We start from the raw sequence: 16,211 nt of genomic DNA, 5'->3' as shown, positions 1-16,211 counted from the left end.
TGCTGGAAGCTTCAAGAACTCCCATCATCGCAGGTCACAAGGCTCTTCCTCGTTCCCGAAGAAGTTGTCCACAGACGTCAGCCGGTGGATCCGGGTTCAGTGCCGCGGTCCTCGCCAAAGGGCTTGGTGGGGCGGCGGGTGAGGGCCTGGGTGGTGGCGTCGATCTGGAGGTCGGCGGTGCCGTGGTGGTCGCTGGACAGCCAGGCCAGGCTGCCGGGGGTGCGCATCGCCACGGTTTTGCCCGCGTGGGTGTAGTAGCGGGTGGCGGTGACGTTGCCGCTGGCCTTGTCGAGGCGCAGTTCGGTCTCGCCCAAGTACAGGGTGGTGCCGGTGGAGTCCCGGCGTATGAGCCTGTTGCCGTCGCCGTCGTTGAGGAAGGCGGTGGTTTTGCCGCTGGCTTCGGTGACCTTTGCCAGCTCGCCTTCCACGTCCCAGTCGAGGGACTGGGTGGTTCCGTTGAGGTTGCGGGTCTTGGTCGCTCCGTTTTCCCAGTAGGTGTAGCTGTCGGTGGTCTGTGTGCCGGAGGCCAGGCTGGTGACGGTGTTGGCCAGGGCGTGGGGGCGGGGTTGGTCGGAGGTCTTGTAGGTGTAGGTGGTGGTGGCCGGTCCCCCGGTTGCGAGGTGGTTGGTGGCGGTCTTGCGGTTTCCGGCGGAGTCGTAGGTGAAGCTCTGCCAGTACGGTGCGCGGCCGCCGACGGTGCTGATAGCGGGGGCGGTGGCGCAGTCGGTTGTGGCGGTCCAGGCGGTCTTCAGGCGGCGGTGGCCGTCGTAGGCGAAGCACTGCCTGTCACCGGGGCTGGTGGAGCGGTCGTCGATCTCGGTCGGGTTGCCCGCTTTGCCATAGCGGTAGTAGATGTCGGCGTCGGTGCCGGTGTGGGTTTCGGAGACGACGGTCTGGCGTGCCAGGCGCTGTGTGCCGTCTTCGTAGGCGTAGTTGATGTCGGTCCAGTCGGCGCTGGAAGACACGCCGAGGGTGGTGCGGATGTGCTCGCCGGCCGGAAGGTAGTCGGTGTTCTGGACGATGCCGGTCAGGCCCTGGAGGGTGTCCGGGAGCCGGGTGGGGGTGTAGCCGTAGGTGAGGGTCTCGGTGGCGAGTCCGCCCATGGCGGGGATGGTGCGCTTTTGCAGCGTGCCGTCGAGATTGTAGGAGTTGCTGATGGTGTAGTAGCCAGTGCCGGCCAATGCTCCTTCCTTGGTGCTGATCGTGTACTGCTCCTTCAGCACCCGGTTGAGCTTGTCGTAGCCGGCGTTGGTGACGGCGTAGACGTCACCGGTCTTGCCCCCGACGTAGCGGATGCTGGATGTGAGCTGGCCCTTGGCGATGGTGTCGTAGGACCAGCGGGCCAGGATCTTCGCGTCGTCGGGGGTGGGTACTCCGCCGACGAGCGGCACGGGGCCGTCTACTCGGGCCGTCCGCCTGCCGAGGTTGTCGTAGGTGTAGCCGATCGTCTTGTTGCGGGCATCGGTCGCGGCGACGGCCTGGTCGAGGTCGTTGTATTCGGTGGTGGAGACTCCGGCGTCGGGATCTGAGACATTGGTCTGCCGACCGAGGAAGTCATGGCCGTAGGACCAGGTGTTGCCGTAGTTGTCCTTGACCGTTTTCAGGCGGTCGGCATGGTCGTAGGAGTAGGTGAATCCGGTGTAGTCGGCGGAAACAGTGTTGCCGTTGTACTCCCGCTTTTCAGCCAGGCGGCCGCGGGCGTCGTGTTCCTCGCGAACAGCCGGGGCACCGGCGGGCGGGATGACGATGGTTGCGTTGCCGTCGTAGGTGGTGGTCGTGCGCGAGTGCTCCTGACCGTCGACAAGGGTCTTCTGCACCGTGGGGCGTCCCGCGCCGTCGAAGACCGATTCGGTGCCTGCGGGTGCTGCGGTGATCAGCGTGGCCAGGGCGCCGCTGGGGGCTTTGGTGTCGATGTACTGTGCGGCGGTTTGGACTGCGAGACCGCGGGTGTCGTACTTGGTTTCGGAGATCACCCGGCCCGTGCCGGTGGCAGCGGGCACCTGAACCTGCCGCGGGCGCAGCAGTGCGTCGTAAATGGCGTACTGGGTCAAGTAGGTGGTGCCATCGTTGTTCAGTGACTTGGTCGCCACCCAGGAAGCGGCACCGGACTGCACTTCGTACTCGAACTTGTGGCTGGGGGTCGTCCCGCCGGCACGGTCGCGGTCGGCCAACCACACGTCGGTGAGACGACCGAGGGCGTCGTAGGCGAGTTCGGTCCGGTTGCCGTTGGCGTCCGTCCGGGAGATGTCCACTCCCCAGCAGCCAACGCACCAGGCGACTACGTCGACGTACGGTAAGAAACAGCAGGCGGTGCCCAGCCCCGGCCGCCGCGACAGACATCCGTGATGGCCATGCCGCGGGCGCCCGTGAGCCACGGCTCCGCTGCCGAACTCGGGGTTTCTGGGGGCCGGAGGTCAGGCCGGGGCAGGCGCGCAATGCCCGGTGCAAGGCCGCACCCAGGGTGAGCGCGGCGAGCGCGACGGCCGGAGCGGTCCGGCGGAGTACGGACAGAATGGGCCCGGACAGCGGAGCAAACGTGGTCAACCAGATCGCTGGGCGTTTGGGCCGAGGTCGCGTCCGTCCAGAACCTCAATGTCGGTGACCGTGGTCCGGGAAGGATCCGAGCTCAGCCAGAGATGTCCATGCCAGGTCAGCGACTACTTCGGCCAGCGGCACACCCTTAGCTGCAGCAGGTCACCGATCTCGGCGGCAAGTGCTGGGGACGCATCCGCCAGTCGTGGGTACAACCCATTCGTCACCACGGTCCCGTACATGTTGCAGGCCCCGAGAAGCACCAAAGGTCAAAGAACAAGCTGAGGTCTCGGGCACCGTGACGCCCTCCGGCCACGTCTCACGGGTCTCGATGGGCGCCACGGATGCGCTCCTGTACCCAGCGCTTGAAGGGAGCACGCCGTGACGCGTCCGCCGACCGCCGCTCAGCGGCGTGTCATCGACGCCGCCGATCCGGTGACCGGGCGGTTGAAGGGGACGGAAGCCCAGCTCGCGGGGCTGGTGAAGCGAGGGCTGGCGTTCCGGCATCCGCGGCCGCCGCACGATCACTTTCTGACGCCGGCGGGGCATCGCATACGGGAGGCCGAGCCGCCCGCGCCGGAGCCCGATGTGGACACCGGTGTGTTCGCCGCCCGCGTCGGCGGGGAGGAGGCCGCGCCGGACGCCGGTCCGTCCCGCGTCCGTGAAGTGCACAGCGCCTGGCAGGGCCTGCTGGAGCTGCGCCGGATGACCAATCCCGACGGTGCCACGGACCGGCCGTGCGGCTGGGAGCGGACGCATCTGGTACAGGCCGCCGCCCTCGCGCTGGAGGCCGCCGGGCACGAGCCCGCCGGCCAGGACAGCGCGGGCTACCGGGTGCGGGCGACCCCGCAGCCGGAGGCCGTCGCCGTGCACGAGCCGGACCCCGAGGCGCTGCGGGCCTGCGCGGCCACGCTTCAGCGGGCGGGCTGGCAGGTCGGTGAGCACACCGAGCCGCGGACGCGGAGGCGGTATCTGCTGGCGTCGCCGCGGAGGGCGTGACGGAGGGCATGATGGACATGACAAGATCGAGGGTGCCCGGCACCGACCACAACAGGGGGAAGCCATGACCGAACCGTTCTCCGTCCGGGTGACGGTCCGCGGCTACGAGACCGACGTGCAGGGCCACCTCAACCAGGCCGTCTACCTCAACTACGCCGAGCACGCCCGCTGGTCACTGCTCCGCGCGGCGGGCATCGGCCAGGCCGGTCTGATCGGCACGGGCGTGGGACCGGTGGCCCTGGAGACGACCATCCGCTATATGCGGGAACTGCGGGCCGGCGACGAGGTCGACGTCACGTGCGCCTTCGAGTGGGGCGGGGGCAAGACGTTCACGATACGCCAGACGATCCGCAAGACCGACGGCACGGTCGCGGCGGAGCTTGTCGGCGTCGGCGGGTTGCTGGACCTGAAGGAGCGCAGGCTGCTGGCCGATCCGCCGTCGTACTTCAAGAAGCTGGCGACCGACCCGGGCCTGCTCGGGCTGTAGCAACGCCGGTCGGCCCTACGCGCCGACCAGTTCCGGATCGTGATCGGCGTCGTACGACGCCCGTGCCTCGGCGATGTACACCCGGTTGCGCTCGGCCCAGTCCGTCAGCCGTCGCAGCGTCTCGTGCAACTGACGGGCGACGGGGGTGAGTTCGTACTCCACCTTCGGCGGCACCGTGGGATGCACGGTCCGTACCACCAGCCCGTCGCGTTCCAGATTGCGCAGGGTGAGGGTCAGCATGCGGCGAGTTGACCACCGGCACGGCCTTCCTTCCGGCGCCGATCGCGATCGGTCTGCTGATGCTGGGGCTGTCGGCCCGCACGATCGGCAGGTTCGGGGCGTACCGGGTCCTGCTGGCCGGGCTCGTGCTGATCACCGTCGGCATGGCCCTGCTCAGCCGGGCCCCTGTGGGCGGCTCGTACCTCACCGACGTACTCCCGCCGCTGCTGCTCGCCGCCGGTTTCGCCGCCGCGATGCCCGCGCTGGCCGGGCTCGCCATGTCGGGGGCGCACGAGGAGGACGGGGGCCTGGCGTCCGGGCTGTTCAACATCACGCAGGTGGTGGGCGGTTCGCTGGGTCTGGCGGTGCTGTCCACCCTCGCGGCGAGCCACACCGAGGGGCGGCTCGCCGGGGGCGGGGAGCAGGTGGCGGCCACGGCGGAGGGCTACCAGCCGGCGTTCCGGGTGGCGACGGCGGTCGCGGTGGGGGCGCTGGCGCTGGCGACGGCCGTACTGAGGACACGCCCCGAGCGTCCGTGACTTCGGTGCGGGACCGAGGACACGCCCCGAGCCCCCTGAATTTCGGATGTGGGCCATGACCCCGGGCTGCGAAGCTCGGGGTCATGGCTCCACGACGTGTGAAACCCAGCCTCTACATCTCCGTGGACATCGAGGCCGACGGCCCGATCCCGGGGCCGTACTCCATGCTCAGCCTCGGTGCCGCGGTGGCCGGCCGGCAGGACGCCGACGGCTTCACCGCCGCCGATCCCGAGCAGCGGACCTTCTACCGCGAACTCCGCCCGATCAGCGAGGGGTTCGTCCCCGAGGCGCTCGCGGTGAGCGGGCTCGACCGGGGGCGCCTCACCCGTGAAGGAGCCGAACCGCCGGTCGCCCTCGCCGAGTTCGCGGCGTGGGTGCGGGAGGTCGCCGAGGGCGCCCAGCCGGTGATGTGCGGCTACCCGGCGTCGTACGACTGGACGTTCCTGTACTGGTACCTGATCCGCTTCACCGGCGCGAGCCCCTTCGGGCACTCGGGGTGCCTGGACATGAAGACGCTGTACGCCACGAAGGCGGGCCTTCCCCTGCGGTCGGTCGCCAAGGGCACGATGCCGCGCCACCTGCTGAGCAGGCGGCGCCACACCCATCACGCCCTCGACGACGCCATCGAGCAGGCCGAGCTGTTCGCCAACCTCATGGCGTGGTCACCGGCTCCATCGGCGCCGTGACCTCGTCGGCCTCGCGAGCCCGCTTGCCGAGGTGGTTGAAGACCAGGTTGAGCAGGACCGCCGCGACGCAGCCCGTCGAGATGCCGGAGTCGAGGACGATCCTCGCGGTCTCCGGGAAGGCGTGGTAGAACTCCGGCGCCGTGATCGGGATGATGCCGACGGCGAGCGAGACGGCGACGATCAGCACGTTGTTGTCCCTGTCGAGCCCGGCCCGCACCAGGGTCTGGATGCCGCTCGCGGCGACCGAGCCGAACAGGACCACGCCCGCGCCGCCGAGCACCGGACGCGGTACGACGGCGATCAGCGAGGCGGCCATCGGGCACAGGCCCATCAGCACCAGGAAGCCGCCGCCGGTCGCGACGACGTACCGGCTGCGGATCTTCGTCATGGCGACCAGGCCGATGTTCTGGGCGAACGCGCTGCACATGAAGCCGTTGAAGAGGGGGCTGAGCGCCGAGCCCAGGGTGTCGGCGCGCAGGCCGGCCGCGATGGTCTTCTCGTCCGCCGGGCGGTCCACGATCTCGCCGAGCGCCAGCATGTCCGCCGTCGACTCGGTCATCGACACCACCATGACCACGCACAGCGAGACGATCGCGGCGATCTGGAACTGCGGGGCGCCGAAGTGGAACGGGGTGGGGAAGCCGACGACGTCCGCGTCGGCGACCGGCCCGAAGTCCGTGACGCCGAGCGGCACGGCGACCAGGGTGCCCGCGACCAGGCCGAGCAGGACGGCGATCTGTTTGACGAAGCCGCGGGTGAAGCGGCGCAGCACCAGGACGATGACCAGCGTGGCGGCGGCGAGGCCCAGGTTGGTGGCCGAGCCGTAGTCGCCGGCGGTGGGGCTCGCGCCCTGCGCCCAGCCGAAGGCGACCGGCAGCAGGGAGATGCCGATCAGGGTGATCACGGTGCCGGTGACCACCGGCGGGAAGAAGCGGACCATCTTGCTGAAGAAGGGCGCCGCGAGGAAGCCGAGAAGTCCGGCCACGATCACCGCGCCGAAGATGATCGGCAGGGCGTCGGACTTGTCGTCGGTGGCGGCGACGACCGCCGTCATGGGGGCGACCCCGGCGAAGGTGACGCCGTTGACGAAGGGCAGTCTGGCGCCGATCTTCCAGACGCCGATGGTCTGGAGGATGGTGGCGAGGCCGGCGGTGAACAGGCAGGCGCCGGTGAGGAAGGTGAGTTCGGCGGCGGTGAGGCCGATCGCGGCGCCGACGATCAGGGGCGGGGCGACGACTCCGGCGTACATGGCGGCCACGTGCTGCAGGCCGCTGGTCGCCATCTTCAGGGCGGGGAGCTTCTCGTCGACGGGATGGACGGCTCGCTGCTCGGGGGCGGTGGGCGGTACGGCATCGGGCTGAGCGGCCACGGCGGCTCCTCCGGTCGGGTACACGGCCGCGCGGGAAGGCTGCCGTGGGTTTCAGGGAGGTGGTGCGCCGGTCGTGCGGGACCGGGGGTGACGGGGACCGTTCCGGGGCGCGCTCGTTGCGGGCGCGCCCCGGACACGGCCGCCGTGGACCCCGCTCGGGTCCACGGCTGCCGGCCGGGAGCCGTCCCTCCCGGCCGGAGTCTGGGGAAGGTCAGCCCTGGGCGGCGATCCGCGCCAGCCGCTGCGCCTCGTCCCGGGTGGAGCGGGCGACGGCGTCCTCGTCGACCGTGAGCAGCCGGCCGTCCTCGACGATCTGGCGGCCGTTCACGAACGAGGCCGTGACCGGGGCCGCGGCGCCGAAGACCAGCGCGGTCACCGGGTCGGCGATGGAGGCGTGGGCGAGGGTGTCCATCCTCCACAGCACGAGGTCGGCGAGCTTGCCGGGCTCCAGGGAGCCGGTCTGGTCGGCGCGGCCGAGCACCTGGGCGCCGCCGTACGTGCCGAGGCGCAGCGCCTGACGGGCGTTCAGGGCGGCTTCGCGGTGGGCGCCGAGGCGGTTGATGAGCAGGGCGTTGCGCAGCTCGGTGTGGAGTTCGCCGGACTCGTTGGACGCGGTGCCGTCGACACCGAGGCCGACCGGGACGCCGGCGGCGAGCATGTCGGGGACGCGGGCGATGCCGGCGGCGAGGCGGGCGTTGGAGGAGGGGCAGTGGGCGACGCCGGTCTTCGTGCGCCCGAAGGCGGCGATGTCGGAGTCGTTCATGTGGACGCAGTGCGCCATCCACACGTCCTCGCCGAGCCAGCCGGTGGACTCGAAGTAGTCGGTCGGGCCCATGCCGAACAGCTCGTGGCAGAACTTCTCCTCCTCCACGGTCTCCGAGCCGTGGGTGTGCAGGCGCACGCCGAGCCGGCGAGCCAGTTCGGCGCCCTGGCGCAGGAGGTCGGTGGAGACGGAGAAGGGGGAGCAGGGGGCGACGGCGACCTGGGTCATCGCGTCGAAGGAGGCGTCGTGGTGCTGTTCGACGGTCTCCTCGGTCGCGGCGAGCGCGCCGTCGAGGCTCTCCACGGCGAAGTCCGGCGGCAGCCCGCCGTCCTTCTCGCTGCGGTCCATGGAGCCGCGGGCGAGGGTGAAGCGGACGCCCATCTCGCGGGCGGCGCGGATGATGGAGCCCGACAGGTCTCCGGAGCCCTGCGGGAAGACGTAGTGGTGGTCCATCGCCGTGGTGACGCCGCCGCGGGCCATCATGGCGAGCGAGCCCTGTGCGGCCGCGTATGTCATCCGCTCGTCGATGCGCGCCCAGACCGGGTACAGGGCGACGAGCCAGTTGAAGAGGTTGTGGTCCGTGGCCAGCCCCCGGGTGATCCACTGGTAGAAGTGGTGGTGGGTGTTGACCAGACCGGGGGTCACGAGGTGGCCGGAGGCGTCGATACGGCGTACGACGTTCTCCAGGCCTTCGGGGGCCTTGCCCGAGCCGAGCGCCTCGATGCGGTTGTCCGCGACGACCACGTACCCGGAGGCGTACTCGGTGTCGTCGGCGTCGACGGTCGCGATCGCACAGTTCTCGATGACGATGCGCTGGGCTGCTGCCATGATTCGTCCTTTTCGCTCAGTGGACTGTGTCGGGGTGGGCACGGCAGGACCCTGGAAGTTTTGAGTGCCGCGGCCGGGGAGCCGGAAACCTGCGTCTGCGCCGGCCGCGGGTGCCGAAGGTGGGGCGATCAGAGGTTGGTGAGGTCCGTCGGGATCCTCGCCTCGCAGCCGTCCCTGAGGATGGTGGCCTCGATCAGGCCGTAGGGGCGGTCGGCGGCGAAGTACACCTCGTTGTCGTTCTTCAGCCCGAACGGCTCCAGGTCCACCAGGAAGTGGTGCTTGTTCGGGAGGGAGAAGCGGACCTCGTCGATCTCACTGCGGTTGTTGATGATGCGCGAGCCCATCTGGTACAGAGTCTGCTGCAGCGACAGCGAGTACGTCTCGGCGAAGGCCTGGAGCATGTGCTTCCTGACCTGCTCGTAGGACTTCTCCCAGTGGGGCATCCGCTGCTCGTCGTCGGTCCAGTTGAACCGCCAGCGGCCGGCGACCTGGGTGGCCAGGATGCGGTCGTAGGCCTCCTGGAGCGTCGTGTACTTGTCCTTGACGTAGCCCCAGAACTCGGAGTTGGTCGAGTTCATCACCACCAGGTCCTTCAGACCCGAGACGACCTCCCACGACGACCCGTCGTAGGTGATCTGCGTCAGCCGGGTCTCCTGGCCCTTGCGGACGAAGGAGTGCTTGACCTCGTCCGCGCCGATGAACCTGGAGTTGGCGTCGGAGGTCTCGATCCGCTCCCAGGCGTACTCCTCGATGCGGATCCGGGCCCGGTGGATCGGCTCCTGCGAGGTGACGAAGTGCCGGGCGAGGTGGATGCCGAACTGCTCGGCGGACTCGATGCCGTGCTCCTTGGCGAACGCGTACACCGTGTTCTTGGTGGTGTCGGTCGGCAGCACGTTGGCGTTGGAGCCGGAGTAGTGGACCTCGTCCATGTCGCCGCTCAGGGCCACCGACACGTTCAGGTCCTTGATGTGGTGGGTGGCGCCGTCCCGCGTGATCTTTACGACTCGGTTCTCGGCCTTGCCGTACTGGTTCTGTCCCAGGATCGTGGGCATGTCTGCTAGCTCCCTCGGTAAACGGAGTAGCCGAACGGGTTGAGCAGCAGCGGCACGTGGTAGTGCTCGCCCGGCACGACGGCGAACGTGATCGCCACCTCCGGGAAGAACACACCGGGTCCGCTGTCCCGATTCGCGGGGGCGTCCTGCTGCGCATCGGCTTGCTTCTTCTCGAAGTACGTCTCGACGGCGAAGTCGAGCCGCACGTGGGTCGTCCCCTCCGGCAGGGCCGGAAGGTCCTTGCACCGGCCGTCGGTGTCGGTCGCGGAACCGCCGAGCGCCTTCCAGTCCGCGTCCCGCCCGGAGCGGGCGGAGAGATGGACGGCGACGCCCTCGGCGGGGCGGCCGACGGAGGTGTCCAGGATGTGCGTGGACACGGAGGCGGTGGTGCTGGTGCTCATGGTGTCAGGCGTCCTCTTCGACGAGTCGGGCCAGTCGGATGCGGTTGATCTTCCCCAGTTCGGTGCGGACGATCTCCCGCTCCTGCTCCGGTGAGTGCCCGATCCGTTCCGTGAGCGCGTCGCGCATCTGCTCGCCGGTGCGGCCGGTGGCGCAGATCAGGAAGACATGGCCGAACTTCTCCTGGTAGGCCAGGTTCAGTTCGAGCATCTCCGCCCTGAGCTCCTCGGAGGCGCCGGCCATGCCGCGCTGCTCCCGGGCCGAGGTCGGATCGCCGGGCTTGGGGCGGCCGATCGGCGGGTGCCCGGCCATGGCCTCATCGAGGTCCGCGGGGGTCAGGTCGGCCATCGCGGCGTCACTGGCGCCGTAGAGGTCCCCGGCGGTGGCGTAGGGACGGGCGACGAGCAGCCGGTTCGCCCAGGCCGTGGAAGCGCACGCCTCGCGCAACGCGGCGAGGGCCGCGTTCTCCTCCAGGGCGTTGAAGCGGGCCAGGCCCGGCGGCGTGGAAGTGGACGTCACGGGAGCCTCCGTGGCCTTGTCGGCCTTCGTACTGAACGGGCTGCGGACAGCTAACGCCCTTCGGAACAGCACGTCAACAGTTTGTTGAAAACTCGGGGTGACAAAACCGCCGCCCCGAACTCGCGGGACGGCGGCTGCAACCGGTGGAAAGCCCTGGTCAGGCCTCTTTCTCGCGGTTGAGGTAGTTGTAGACGGTGAACCGGCTGACGCCGAGCGCGCCCGCGACCGTCTCCACTCCGTGCCGTACCGAGAAGGCGCCCCGCGCCTCCAGTATGCGCACCACCTCCTGCTTGGACCTGCGGTCGAGCTCGGACAGCGGCTTGCCCTGCTTGCGCTCCATGGCCGCGAGGATGTGGTCGAGGGAGTCGGCGAGCTGCGGCAGGCGTACCCCGACCACGTCGACGCCCTCCCAGGCCAGCACGACGTCGTCGGAACTCGCCTCGTCGGGGGCGATCAGCACGCCCCCGATGGCGTCGACCAGGGGCTTCACCGCGGCGATGAAAGACTCGTTACCGGTCACCTCTCGCCCTCCCCGACCACGTTGACCTGGAGCGAGACGCGGGTGGCGCCCGCCTTCAGCGCCCTGCGCAGCAGGGCGTCCACGGCGGTCAGCACCTCTTCGGCGCCACCTTCGGCGGTGTTGCCGAAGGGGCCGACGTCCACGGCGTCCAGCTCGGCCGCCTCGATCACCTCGCGGGCCACGAGCGCGTGCGCGGGGGCCTCGTCGAGGTCGAAGGGTTCCGTCGTGAATTCCACTTTCAGTCGCACTGTGCCCCCATGGCGTCGTTGACCTGCATCCTCTCAGCCCTCCACCCGGAGGGCACCTGCGGGCACATTGTGCCGCCCGGCCGGTGGACGGCAACGGCCGTCGGGCGTGCAGGAGGGCGCCGGAGGGATCGCGGTCCGGAAGGCACCCTCAGGCGCGGGAAGGCGTTCCCGCACCGTTCCCGTCGCCGAACCGGCACGTCCGGCGACGGACGGGCCGACCCTCCCCGTAGAGCAGTCGACCGCAGTGACCGCACAGGGAGGGGCCGCAGCATGTCAGGACGGCACGGAGTCAGGGGCGCGAAGGGTACGGCGATCGCGGCGGTGGCCCTGGCGGCGTTGACCGCGTCGCAGGCGCCGGGGGCCACCCCGTCGGCGCGGGCCGCCGCGCCCGCCCACCCCGAGCCCGGCGCCGGACGTGGGCCGAGCGTGTCCGGGGACACCCCGTACCGCACGGAGCTCCCGCCGCTGCGAGCAGGGCGGGCCATGACGTCGCAGGAGGACGGCGCGCTGCCGGTGAGCGTGTTCGCCGCCTACCGGCGGGCCGAGGCCCGCCTCGCGCACATGTCGCCGGGCTGCGGGCTTCGGTGGCAGCTGCTGGCCGCCGTCGGGCAGGTGGAGTCCGGTCAGGCGCGCGGCGGGCGGGTGGCCGCGGACGGTACGACACGGGCGCCGATCCTCGGCCCACGCCTCGACGGCGACGGCTTCGCCCTCATCCGGGACACCGACGGGGGTGCGCTCGACGGGGACACCGTGTACGACCGCGCGGTCGGTCCGATGCAGTTCATCCCCTCGACCTGGGCGGTGTGGGGCACGGACGGCAACGGCGACGGGCGGGCCGACCCGCACAACGTCTTCGACGCGGCGCTCGCGGCCGGGCGCTACCTGTGCGCGGACGGCCGGGATCTGACCACGCCCGGCGACCTGGACGCGGCGGTCCTCGGCTACAACCACTCGACGGCGTACCTGCGCACGGTCCGGGCCTGGTTCGCGTACTTCCTGGCGGGCCACCGGGTCGTGCCGGACGCCGGGACGCCGGGCGGCCGCGGCCCGGAGCGCGAGGCCGACCGGCCGGTGCCGCGCGAGCCGTCACCCACGCCGGGCACCCGCCGCACGGACGACGGACCCGGTACACCGTCGCCCGCCCCGGCACCCTCCCCCGCGGCATCTCGGCCGTCCCCCGCCGGCCGCCCGTCCACGCCGCCGTCGCCACGGCCCCCGCTCCCCCTGCCGGGCGCCGGAGCCGTCCTGCCGGGCGGCGGCCTGCCCGGCGGCGACCTGCTGCCCGCAGGCGAGTCGATGGGCGCCGCCCCCTCCACAAGCACGGCTACCGGGCGGTAATGTCGCCCTCCGCCGGGTGAGCCGACCGGCGGATGAGCGCGAAGGGGCCCTCATGGCGACGAACACGCCCGCGCAGGCACAGGCGGCCCGCGACCGTTGGGAGCACATGTGGAGCCACCGTGAGCACCTGCTCAAGGTGGCCCGCCGCCGGTCGATGTCCCCGGAGGACGCCGAGGACGCCGTGCACGAGGCGATGCTGCGCGCCGCCGAGCGCCCCGACCTGGACGACGAGCGGCTCGCGGCCTGGCTGACGACGGTGACGATCCGGCTGTGCGTGGACCGGTACCGGCAGGTCAACCGCGAGGCCGAGGTGCGCACCAGCCCCACGCTGATCGCGCCCGGCCCCGTGCCGGTCGAGGAGGCGGTGTGCGACCGGGCGGAGGCCAAGTGGCTGGCGGTGCGCAGCGGGGAGCTGCCCGCGCGCCAGGCGGAGGCGCTCCGGCTGAAGTCGCAGGACCTGGACGTCGGTCAGGTCGCCGTGCGGATGGGCCTGAGCTACCGGACGGTGGAGTCGCTGCTGGCCCGGGCCCGCCGCACACTGCGCGACTCGCTGGCCGGCACGCTCGGTCTCGCCCTGTTCCTGTGCGGCCGGGGCAGTCCGCGCGGGGCCTCGCAGGCGCAGGCCGTCGCGCTGGCGTCCACGGCGGCGACGCTGGCGGTGGCCGGGTTCGTGCTGCCGTACGCCTACGACGGGGACGGGCAGGGCACGGCGCCCGGGACGCCCGGGACGTCGGGCTCCCCGGCGCCGGAGGCGTGGCGGCGGCCGGCCACACCCGGGCCGGCGGCATCCCCGGACGTGCCCGGGCGCCCTGCCGCCCTGAGGACCGGCACCCCGGAGCCGACACGTACACCGGGAGACCGTCCGCTGCTGCCGCTGTCGGTGCCGTCCCTGCCGGAGGTGTCCGCGGCGCCGGGACTGGCGCCTGAGATGCCCGGAGTACCGCAACTGCCCCGCATCCCCGTCAGCCCGGACGTGCGCGACCTCCCGCACGCCGTACCGGACCGTCCCGCGGACCGTCCCGCCCTCCCGGACCTCCCCGACCTCACCGATCCGCCGAATCCGCCGGAGAGTGCCGGAGCACCGGTTCCCTCCCTCCCGTAGCCCGGCTCGACCGGTCCGAAAAAAGTCGGCCTCCGCCGCGACGGACCGCCCGCCCCTCCCCGTAGAGCAGATGTCGAAGCTGCTCCACGGCTGAGGGGTGAACCGGATGGGTGTCGAGATCTGCGTCGAAGGGCTGACCAAGTCCTTCGGTCACCAGGTCATCTGGCAGGACGTCTCACTGACGCTGCCCGCCGGTGAGGTCTCGGTCATGCTCGGCCCCTCGGGCACGGGCAAGTCGGTGTTCCTCAAGACGCTCGTCGGACTGCTCAGGCCGGACCGGGGCTCGATCACGATCCAGGGCCGGGACATCACCGGGCTGCGCGAGCACGAGCTGTACGAGGTGCGCAAGCTCTTCGGCGTGCTGTTCCAGGACGGCGCGCTGTTCGGCTCGATGAACCTGTACGACAACATCGCCTTCCCGCTGCGTGAGCACACCCGCAAGCCGGAGAGCGAGGTCCGGCGGATCGTCCTCGCGAAGATGGACCTGGTCGGCCTGATCGGTGCCGAGCAGAAACTGCCCGGCGAGATCTCCGGCGGCATGCGCAAACGTGCCGGGCTGGCCCGCGCGCTGGTCCTCGACCCCGAGATCATCCTCTTCGACGAGCCGGACTCGGGCCTCGACCCGGTCCGCGTCGCCTACCTCAACCAGCTCATCGTCGACCTGAACGCCCAGATCGACGCGACCTTCCTGATCGTCACCCATGACATCGCCTCGGCCCGTCAGGTCCCGGACAACATCGGGCTGCTGTTCCGCCGCGAGCTGGTGATGTTCGGGCCTCGCGACCAGCTCCTGACCAGCGACGAACCGGTCGTGCGGCAGTTTTTGAACGGGCGGATGCAGGGCCCGATCGGCATGGCGGAGGAGAAGGACGCCGCCCAGGTCGAGCAGGAACTGGCGCAGATCGACGAAACCACCGCCCTTCAGCCCCTCACGCCACGGCTGCTGCCCGGCCCCGGCATCGCCCGGCCACCCCGCTGGCAGGCCATCGCCGAGCGGGAGCAGGAGGTGGCCCGGGCATGAGCCTCGACCCCGTCGGCGCGCTGCGCCACTCCGGCAGCCTGTTCGCGATGGCCCTGGACATCGTGCGGACGGTCCCCAAGCGGCCCTTCCAGGTGCGGGAGTTCATCCAGCAGGCATGGTTCATCGCGAGCGTGACCATCCTGCCGACCGCGCTCGTCTCCATCCCCTTCGGCGCCGTCATCGCCCTCCAGATCGGCAGCCTCACCCGGCAGCTCGGCGCCCAGTCGTTCGCGGGCGCGGCCTCGGTCCTCGCGGTGCTGCGCGAGGCGTCACCGATCGTGACCGCGCTGCTGATCGCGGGCGCGGGCGGAACAGCGATCTGTGCGGACCTCGGGGCGCGGAAGATCCGGGAGGAGATCGACGCGATGCAGGTGCTGGGCATCGACCCGATCCAGCGCCTCGTCGTGCCGCGTGTGCTGGCGTCGATGCTGGTGGCGGTGCTGCTCAACGGCCTGGTGTCGGTGGTGGGTGTGGCGGGCGGCTACTTCTTCAACGTCGTCCTGCAGGACGGCACGCCCGGCGCGTACCTGGCCTCCTTCACCACGCTCGCCCAGCTCTCGGACCTGTGGGCGGCCGAGGTCAAGGCGCTCGTCTTCGGCGCCGTCGCCGCGATCGTCGCCTCGTACAAGGGACTCACCGCGAAGGGCGGCCCGAAGGGCGTGGGCGACGCGGTGAACCAGTCGGTGGTGATCACCTTCATGCTGCTGTTCGTGACCAACTTCGTGATGACCGCGGTGTACTTCCAGGTCGTCCCGCAGAGGGGCTAGCCGATGAGACTTCTCGACCGCCCCCTGAAGTCCCTCGAGGACCTGGGCACCCAACTCACCTTCTACGGGCGCTCGCTGGCCTGGACCGGCCGCACCCTGCGCCGCTACAAGAAGGAGGTCCTGCGGCTGCTCGCCGAGGTCAGCTTCGGCCGGGGCGCCCTCGCCGTCGTCGGCGGCACCGTCGGCGTGATCGCCTTCCTGTCGTTCTTCACCGGCACCGAGGTGGGCCTCCAGGGGTACGCCGCGCTCAACCAGCTCGGCACGTCCAACTTCGTGGCGTTCCTGTCGGCGTACTTCAACACCCGCGAGATCGCGCCGCTGGTGGCCGGGCTCGCCCTGTCCGCGACGGTCGGCGCCGGGTTCACCGCCCAGCTCGGCGCGATGCGGATCAGCGAGGAGACCGACGCGCTGGAGGTCATGGGCGTGCCCTCGCTGCCGTTCCTCGTGACCACCCGGATGATCGCCGGGTTCGTCGCGGTGATCCCGCTGTACGTGGTCGGGCTGCTGTCGTCGTACCTCGCCGCCCGCACCATCACCACCGGCTACTACGGGCAGTCGGCGGGCACCTACGACCACTACTTCCAGCAGTACCTGCCCCCGGTGGACGTGCTGTGGTCCTTCGGCAAGGTGCTGGTCTTCGCCGTCGTGATCATCCTCGTGCACTGCTTCTACGGCTACTACGCGAGCGGCGGGCCGGCGGGCGTCGGCGTCGCGGTGGGCAAGGCCGTGCGGACCTCGATCGTGGCGATCAACGTCCTCGACTTCTTCCTGTCCCTGGCGATCTGGGGCGCCAACACGACCGTGCGGATCGCGGGGTGAGCCG

At 70.8% G+C, this 16,211-nt stretch carries 16 protein-coding genes and 2 pseudogenes; 9 read left to right on the top strand and 9 right to left on the bottom strand.

Translation table 11 applies throughout. From position 1 onward, the window contains the following. Positions 1-77: 77 nt before the first annotated feature. Complete coding sequence (locus ACGF8A_RS12870) at positions 78-2,252, bottom strand: hypothetical protein (protein ID WP_393107213.1); 2,175 nt, start codon at positions 2,250-2,252, stop codon at positions 78-80. Positions 2,253-2,913: 661 nt separating this feature from the next. On the opposite strand from ACGF8A_RS12870, the gene ACGF8A_RS12865 reads away from it, so the two are divergent. Both ACGF8A_RS12865 and ACGF8A_RS12860 read left to right on the top strand, forming a co-directional pair. Further along, a complete protein-coding gene (locus ACGF8A_RS12865) occupies positions 2,914-3,531 on the top strand; it encodes a hypothetical protein (RefSeq protein WP_393107211.1) in 618 nt (205 codons plus the stop codon). Between the two features lie 64 nt (positions 3,532-3,595). Continuing rightward, a complete protein-coding gene (locus ACGF8A_RS12860) occupies positions 3,596-4,018 on the top strand; it encodes an acyl-CoA thioesterase (RefSeq protein ID WP_393107209.1) in 423 nt (140 codons plus the stop codon). Between the two features lie 15 nt (positions 4,019-4,033). Here ACGF8A_RS12860 and ACGF8A_RS12855 read toward each other — a convergent pair. After that, positions 4,034-4,267, bottom strand: a pseudogene (locus ACGF8A_RS12855) (winged helix-turn-helix transcriptional regulator); the annotation flags it as partial. On the opposite strand from ACGF8A_RS12855, the pseudogene ACGF8A_RS12850 reads away from it, so the two are divergent. Further along, positions 4,261-4,776, top strand: a pseudogene (locus tag ACGF8A_RS12850) (MFS transporter); the annotation flags it as partial. The pseudogenes ACGF8A_RS12855 and ACGF8A_RS12850 overlap by 7 nt on opposite strands. An 83-nt stretch (positions 4,777-4,859) precedes the next feature. Beyond that, on the top strand, positions 4,860-5,462 hold the full coding sequence (locus ACGF8A_RS12845; protein WP_393107207.1) for a 3'-5' exoribonuclease domain-containing protein: 603 nt from the start codon (positions 4,860-4,862) through the stop codon (positions 5,460-5,462). On the opposite strand, the gene ACGF8A_RS12840 is transcribed toward ACGF8A_RS12845, so the two are convergent. From ACGF8A_RS12840 to ACGF8A_RS12810, 7 genes are all read right to left on the bottom strand, one after another. Beyond that, positions 5,428-6,744, bottom strand: coding sequence for a nucleobase:cation symporter-2 family protein (locus ACGF8A_RS12840; RefSeq protein WP_393107230.1), 1,317 nt, complete (start codon positions 6,742-6,744; stop codon positions 5,428-5,430). The two genes, ACGF8A_RS12845 and ACGF8A_RS12840, sit on opposite strands and share 35 nt — an antisense overlap. Before the next feature lie 298 nt (positions 6,745-7,042). Further along, on the bottom strand, positions 7,043-8,422 hold the full coding sequence (locus tag ACGF8A_RS12835) for an 8-oxoguanine deaminase (RefSeq protein ID WP_393107205.1): 1,380 nt from the start codon (positions 8,420-8,422) through the stop codon (positions 7,043-7,045). Positions 8,423-8,550: 128 nt separating this feature from the next. After that, positions 8,551-9,474 (bottom strand): factor-independent urate hydroxylase, encoded by a 924-nt coding sequence (gene pucL / locus ACGF8A_RS12830; protein WP_393107203.1) that lies wholly within the window; start codon positions 9,472-9,474, stop codon positions 8,551-8,553. A 5-nt stretch (positions 9,475-9,479) separates the two neighbouring features. Beyond that, on the bottom strand, positions 9,480-9,875 hold the full coding sequence (gene uraH / locus ACGF8A_RS12825; RefSeq protein ID WP_393107201.1) for a hydroxyisourate hydrolase: 396 nt from the start codon (positions 9,873-9,875) through the stop codon (positions 9,480-9,482). A 4-nt stretch (positions 9,876-9,879) separates the two neighbouring features. After that, the gene (gene uraD, locus ACGF8A_RS12820) at positions 9,880-10,392 is read right to left on the bottom strand and encodes a 2-oxo-4-hydroxy-4-carboxy-5-ureidoimidazoline decarboxylase (RefSeq protein ID WP_393107199.1); all 513 of its coding nucleotides are present in this window, start codon (positions 10,390-10,392) and stop codon (positions 9,880-9,882) included. A 157-nt stretch (positions 10,393-10,549) separates the two neighbouring features. Next, positions 10,550-10,912: a helix-turn-helix domain-containing protein gene (locus ACGF8A_RS12815; RefSeq protein WP_393107197.1), complete on the bottom strand. Its 363-nt coding sequence runs from the start codon at positions 10,910-10,912 to the stop codon at positions 10,550-10,552. Next, the gene (locus ACGF8A_RS12810) at positions 10,909-11,160 is read right to left on the bottom strand and encodes a hypothetical protein (RefSeq protein ID WP_393107195.1); all 252 of its coding nucleotides are present in this window, start codon (positions 11,158-11,160) and stop codon (positions 10,909-10,911) included. The genes ACGF8A_RS12815 and ACGF8A_RS12810 overlap by 4 nt, the downstream gene beginning before the upstream one ends. Positions 11,161-11,430: 270 nt before the next feature. Between ACGF8A_RS12810 and ACGF8A_RS12805 the strand changes: the two genes are divergently transcribed. The 5 genes from ACGF8A_RS12805 to ACGF8A_RS12785 all read left to right on the top strand — a co-directional run bounded on the left by ACGF8A_RS12805 (position 11,431) and on the right by ACGF8A_RS12785 (position 16,207). Continuing rightward, positions 11,431-12,498 (top strand): lytic transglycosylase domain-containing protein, encoded by a 1,068-nt coding sequence (locus ACGF8A_RS12805; RefSeq protein WP_393107193.1) that lies wholly within the window; start codon positions 11,431-11,433, stop codon positions 12,496-12,498. A 52-nt stretch (positions 12,499-12,550) separates the two neighbouring features. Beyond that, complete coding sequence (locus ACGF8A_RS12800; RefSeq protein WP_393107191.1) at positions 12,551-13,600, top strand: sigma-70 family RNA polymerase sigma factor; 1,050 nt, start codon at positions 12,551-12,553, stop codon at positions 13,598-13,600. A 106-nt stretch (positions 13,601-13,706) separates the two neighbouring features. Then, on the top strand, positions 13,707-14,621 hold the full coding sequence (locus ACGF8A_RS12795) for an ABC transporter ATP-binding protein (RefSeq protein WP_393107189.1): 915 nt from the start codon (positions 13,707-13,709) through the stop codon (positions 14,619-14,621). Further along, positions 14,618-15,388, top strand: coding sequence for an MlaE family ABC transporter permease (locus tag ACGF8A_RS12790; RefSeq protein WP_393107187.1), 771 nt, complete (start codon positions 14,618-14,620; stop codon positions 15,386-15,388). Before ACGF8A_RS12795 ends, ACGF8A_RS12790 begins: the two co-directional genes overlap by 4 nt. A gap of 3 nt (positions 15,389-15,391) precedes the next feature. Next, positions 15,392-16,207, top strand: coding sequence for an MlaE family ABC transporter permease (locus tag ACGF8A_RS12785; protein WP_393107185.1), 816 nt, complete (start codon positions 15,392-15,394; stop codon positions 16,205-16,207). Positions 16,208-16,211: the final 4 nt, after the last annotated feature.

The organism is Streptomyces sp. NPDC047706 (assembly GCF_043204795.1).
Lineage (GTDB): Bacteria > Actinomycetota > Actinomycetes > Streptomycetales > Streptomycetaceae > Streptomyces.
The sequence above is the reverse complement of the archived record's forward strand: the minus strand, read 5'-3'. Positions and strand labels throughout refer to the sequence as shown.

Excerpts from the sequence above, each read along its gene's own strand:
- ACGF8A_RS12795 (WP_393107189.1), top strand. The coding sequence starts at position 13,707 with ATGGGTGTCGAGATCTGCGTCGAAGGGCTGACCAAGTCCTTCGGTCAC.
- ACGF8A_RS12845 (WP_393107207.1), top strand. The coding sequence starts at position 4,860 with ATGGCTCCACGACGTGTGAAACCCAGCCTCTACATCTCCGTGGACATC.
- pucL (WP_393107203.1), bottom strand. The coding sequence starts at position 9,474 with ATGCCCACGATCCTGGGACAGAACCAGTACGGCAAGGCCGAGAACCGA.
- ACGF8A_RS12785 (WP_393107185.1), top strand. The coding sequence starts at position 15,392 with ATGAGACTTCTCGACCGCCCCCTGAAGTCCCTCGAGGACCTGGGCACC.
- ACGF8A_RS12805 (WP_393107193.1), top strand. The coding sequence starts at position 11,431 with ATGTCAGGACGGCACGGAGTCAGGGGCGCGAAGGGTACGGCGATCGCG.
- ACGF8A_RS12835 (WP_393107205.1), bottom strand. The coding sequence starts at position 8,422 with ATGGCAGCAGCCCAGCGCATCGTCATCGAGAACTGTGCGATCGCGACC.
- ACGF8A_RS12860 (WP_393107209.1), top strand. The coding sequence starts at position 3,596 with ATGACCGAACCGTTCTCCGTCCGGGTGACGGTCCGCGGCTACGAGACC.
- ACGF8A_RS12800 (WP_393107191.1), top strand. The coding sequence starts at position 12,551 with ATGGCGACGAACACGCCCGCGCAGGCACAGGCGGCCCGCGACCGTTGG.
- ACGF8A_RS12840 (WP_393107230.1), bottom strand. The coding sequence starts at position 6,744 with ATGGCGACCAGCGGCCTGCAGCACGTGGCCGCCATGTACGCCGGAGTC.
- ACGF8A_RS12790 (WP_393107187.1), top strand. The coding sequence starts at position 14,618 with ATGAGCCTCGACCCCGTCGGCGCGCTGCGCCACTCCGGCAGCCTGTTC.
- uraH (WP_393107201.1), bottom strand. The coding sequence starts at position 9,875 with ATGAGCACCAGCACCACCGCCTCCGTGTCCACGCACATCCTGGACACC.